The sequence below is a fragment of the Clostridium celatum genome (assembly GCF_021412605.1).
GTDB classification, from domain to species: Bacteria; Bacillota; Clostridia; order Clostridiales; family Clostridiaceae; genus Clostridium; species Clostridium celatum.
This window is the reverse complement of record NZ_JAJKGM010000082.1, coordinates 1-4,286: the sequence shown is the minus strand read 5'-3', so window position 1 is coordinate 4,286 and position 4,286 is coordinate 1. Positions and strand designations below refer to the sequence as shown.

Here is a 4,286-nt window from a genome sequence, read left to right as displayed (position 1 = left end):
CAATGTGAATTATTAGCTAGAAGTGCAGCATAAAAAAGTTTGACTTTTTGTGTCCAAAATATTGACATAAGACCAATTAAAATAAACCAGATTTTATATTCCCTTCTATACTCATTCTCACTTCAAATGTCATTCCACCCTGCTCATTTCCATAAACCTCGATCTTCCCGCCATGCTCCCGCACGATATCACGCACCATTGCAAGTCCGAGACCCACCCCGCCAAGCTCACGGCTTCTTGACTTATCCACCCGGAAGAACGGTTCAAAAATCTGCTCTCTAAATGTCTCATCAATTCCATTTCCCGTATCTGCAACCGTCAGAACAACTTCATTCTTCTTTCTCTCTGCCGATACCGTAACACTTCCATCCGTATGATTATATTTGATCGCATTTTCTATAAGATTATAAAGCATCCGATAGATCAGTATATCACTTCCTGTCAGAACCAAATCTTCAGCTTCACCCTCTTCTTTTTCATCTATCATACTCTGCGACTTCTGTATCAGTTCAACGTTCTTCTCTTGCGCCAGCGGTTCCAGATCTGTCAGCACTTCCTCTATCAACCCGTGAAGTTCAATCTTGTCGTTGCGTGCTACCGTCTGCAGTTCACTCATATCCAAAAGTGTTCTGACTAGCTTGCTAAGACGCTCGTTCTGTTCTGTCACCATCTGAATTGTCTCTTCCGCCGCCTCTCCACTCTTCGAATAATCCATCGTATGATAGAGATCTAGCTGTGCTTGGATTAATGCCAAAGGAGTCCTCAACTCATGCGCTGCATTTCCGGTAAACTGACGTTGCATCTCAAATGATTTCGAGAGACGCAAAAGCATTTTATTATAAGAAGTACGAAGTCTATCTAGTTCTAAGATCTTATTTTCTTCAATCGTATAATCCGTCAGATCCTGTGCCTGGACTTTTTCTACCGTCTCTGAAAATTCTCCGAGTGGTTTCAATGCCTGGCCACTGACAAAATAAGTCACTGCTCCGCCAAACAACGCCACAACAGCAGTAATCAGGAGACTTCTGTTTCTATAATAAAATTTTGAATTATAAATCTTCGTGGCAAACTGAGCCGCAAAATCATCCCACTCATCATCCGGAATGTCAATGTACACCTCTTCCGGTGTTCCACCTTGATCGGTAACCGTCTCCTGAAGCGCGTCAAAATAATAGACTCCGTTCTTATATAAAAGAAATGTAAGACATCCACACAACATGGTGATCAGCACTGTCGTCAAAATCGTCAGTCTCCACTGAAGTGATATTTTTCTCATGCTTTTTCATATCCTCCTATATTATAACCTTCACCGATCTTATTCACGATCGGATCATAACCGAGTCCCGCTTTCAGCTTCTTTCTCAGAGAAGACATATGCACTCTGATAGAACTACTGAAACTGTCCAAGGAAGAATCCCAGACATGCTCGATCAACTCTTCCTGACTGACCGGTCTTCCCTTATTCAGAAGAAGGTACTCCAGGATTCCGTTCTCTTTCCTTGTCAATTCAACCAGATTTTCCTTTGCATACGCTACCCGCTCTCTTGTATCAAAACGAAGGTCGCCGCATTCCAAACAGACATTTTTCTGTATGAATTTTCTTCTTGTCAGACTTCTCACACGAGCTTCCAGTTCTTGCAGGTGAAATGGTTTTTCCATATAGTCATTCGCTCCTGCATCTAGCCCATCAACCTTATCTGCAATCTGACTTCTAGCAGACAAAATCAGTACCTTTGTCTCTTCATTTTCCTTACGAAGTTCTCTGAGAATCTCCATACCGTCCATCCCCGGCAAGTTAAGATCCAGCACGATCAGATCATACATTTCCGCATAGATCATGTGCAATGCTTCCTCTCCGTCATTGCACACGTCTACCTCATACCCAGCCTGGTGCAGACTTTTCGCAATTATACCACACAATTTCTTTTCATCTTCAACAACTAATAATCTCAATTTATTTTTCTCCATTTTCTTAACAAGAATTTTACACCCCCTATTGTATAATGCAAATATCGAAAGGTCAATAAACTGACTTTGAACATTGAAACAACATTGAAACAACATTGAAAGGAGTATTTTAATGAGAGCTGAAAAAGCAACACAGATTCTTTTACTTTCAGCCGGTCTTGTACTTTTCCTTGGCGGAATCTTCCGCGGAGAAGCTGCTGTTGTACTTAGTAAGGCAATAAAATTATGTATGGAGTGTGTCGGAATTGGATAAGAAAATAAAATCAAACAAAAACTTTCTAGTCCGCTTCCGCGGATGGATTCAGGCAGCTGCAACGCTGCTGACCAACATTCACATCCCGAATCTATTTAAAGGGAAAATCTATCAAGGAAATGTAAAGACACTGTGTGTACCGGGGCTGAACTGCTACTCCTGTCCTGCTGCCACAGGCGCATGTCCGATCGGAGCTTTCCAGGCTGTAGTCGGTTCTTCAAAATTCAAGTTCACCTACTACATCACCGGATTTTTTATCCTGTTAGGAGTGCTGTTAGGACGATTTATCTGCGGTTTCCTCTGTCCATTTGGATGGTTTCAGGATCTGCTGCATAAGATTCCAGGCAAGAAATTTTCCACCACAAAACTGAAACCTCTGCAATATCTAAAATACGTGATCCTGCTCGTCTTTGTGATCCTGCTTCCGGCATTTGTGACCAATTCACTTGGTATGGGAGATCCTTTCTTCTGTAAATACATTTGCCCACAGGGTGTACTCGAAGGTGCGATTCCACTGTCACTTGCCAACTCAGGAATCCGTTCTGCACTCGGACATCTTTTTACATTTAAATTCACGATCCTTGTGCTTTTCATTGTCCTGAGTATCCTGTTTTACCGTCCATTCTGTAAATGGATCTGCCCTCTTGGGGCCATTTATTCTCTGTTCAACAGAGTATCATTTCTTAAGATCCAAGTGGATCATGAGAAATGCGTAGGCTGCCAGAAATGTAGTCGTGTCTGCAAAATGGATGTCAATGTGGTAGACACACCTAATCATCCGGAGTGTATCCGTTGCGGAGAATGTATGAAAGCCTGTCCGACTGATGCGCTCTGCTATCATTACGGATTTTCAAATAAGAAACAGACTGACAGTAAATAAAATAAAACCATTAAAAGGAGATTTAAAATCATGAAAAACAAAACACTCAAAATAAACTCAATGAAATTAAAAAAGGTAATTGCTGCATCACTTGCCATTTCCGTGCTTTTTGCATTCACAGGTTGTGGAAGTTCTTCTAATTCTTCATCAACTGACAACAAGAAACAGGAATCCACTTCTACAGCAGACGCTGGCAGTACAGATGAACTGAACGAAAAACTGAATGATCTTTACCAGCAGGAGAATCAGCTCTTTGCTGATCACAAAGAAGCCTGGGACAAAGCATTTGGCTTTATGAGCAAGAACACTTCTGAAGATTCTATGACTGAAAACTATGCGGACTCCCTTGCAAGTGCAGTAGACTCAAACAAAGATTCTTTCTCAGAAGAAGAGTATGATACCCTAAGCAAAGACATTGAAACAATCCGCGGTATCGAAAAAGAGATTGCAAAGCTTGAGAAAAAGATTTCTGCCTCTAAATCCTCAGATAGTGCTTCCTCAAAAACTGATGAATCCACAGACGTGTTCCATGATTTCAAAGGGAAAGATCTGGATGGAAATGCCGTAGATGATAGTCTTTTCGCTAATAATAAAGTCACAGTTGTAAACTTCTGGTTCAGCGGATGTAAACCTTGCGTCGGAGAGCTCTCTAAGCTGAATGAGTTAAACGAGACACTTAAGGAAATGGGCGGTGAAGTTGTCGGTATCAATACAGACACATTAGATGACAATCAAGATGGTATCAAAGAAGCGAAGGAAATCATGAAAGCACAGGGGGCTTCCTACAAGAACCTGACTTTCGATTCTGATTCAACAGTTGGAAAATATGCCGGAAACATCATGGCATTCCCTACAACAGTTCTTGTAGATAAAGACGGAAATATCGTTGGTAAGCCTCTGATGGGTGGAATCGATGATCAGTCAAACTACGATCAGCTGATGAAACAAATCCAGTCCGTGATCGATCAGAAATAATTTATCTTATAAATAAGGATTGCTATCACTATTTTGGTATTGATTGAAATTTATATTTTGTTAAACAAATCAAAAAAATATAACAGTTAATTAGTAGCTACCACTGCTATGTATGCCGCCACTATGGATAACGGGGAGAGTAGATAGATTTGTGTAAAAAACAAATCTATCTACTCTTTTTTGTATGATTAGTTGGTAGATTTGGAATAA

General features: G+C 40.8%; 5 protein-coding genes. 3 read left to right on the top strand and 2 right to left on the bottom strand.

Annotated features, from left to right (window positions below):
* Positions 1-76: 76 nt before the first annotated feature.
* Positions 77-1,276: a sensor histidine kinase gene (locus LPC13_RS16520; RefSeq protein WP_234089021.1), complete on the bottom strand. Its 1,200-nt coding sequence runs from the start codon at positions 1,274-1,276 to the stop codon at positions 77-79.
* Positions 1,273-1,953, bottom strand: coding sequence for a response regulator transcription factor (locus LPC13_RS16515; protein ID WP_407080859.1), 681 nt, complete (start codon positions 1,951-1,953; stop codon positions 1,273-1,275). The genes LPC13_RS16520 and LPC13_RS16515 overlap by 4 nt, the downstream gene beginning before the upstream one ends.
* 127 nt (positions 1,954-2,080) lie before the next feature.
* Here LPC13_RS16515 and LPC13_RS16510 point away from each other — a divergent pair, with 127 nt between their 5' ends.
* Genes LPC13_RS16510 through LPC13_RS16500 form a run of 3 tightly spaced genes read left to right on the top strand, consistent with a single transcriptional unit; the run spans position 2,081 to position 4,076 of the window.
* Complete coding sequence (locus LPC13_RS16510; protein ID WP_005214034.1) at positions 2,081-2,221, top strand: CD1871A family CXXC motif-containing protein; 141 nt, start codon at positions 2,081-2,083, stop codon at positions 2,219-2,221.
* Positions 2,214-3,101: a 4Fe-4S binding protein gene (locus LPC13_RS16505; RefSeq protein WP_005214035.1), complete on the top strand. Its 888-nt coding sequence runs from the start codon at positions 2,214-2,216 to the stop codon at positions 3,099-3,101. Before LPC13_RS16510 ends, LPC13_RS16505 begins: the two co-directional genes overlap by 8 nt.
* A 30-nt stretch (positions 3,102-3,131) precedes the next feature.
* Positions 3,132-4,076, top strand: coding sequence for a TlpA disulfide reductase family protein (locus LPC13_RS16500; protein WP_005214036.1), 945 nt, complete (start codon positions 3,132-3,134; stop codon positions 4,074-4,076).
* Positions 4,077-4,286 lie beyond the last annotated feature (210 nt).

Bases quoted from the DNA above. Each gene is read 5' to 3' on its own strand.
- LPC13_RS16510 (WP_005214034.1), top strand. From the start codon at position 2,081: ATGAGAGCTGAAAAAGCAACACAGATTCTTTTACTTTCAGCCGGTCTT.
- LPC13_RS16520 (WP_234089021.1), bottom strand. From the start codon at position 1,276: ATGAGAAAAATATCACTTCAGTGGAGACTGACGATTTTGACGACAGTG.
- LPC13_RS16500 (WP_005214036.1), top strand. From the start codon at position 3,132: ATGAAAAACAAAACACTCAAAATAAACTCAATGAAATTAAAAAAGGTA.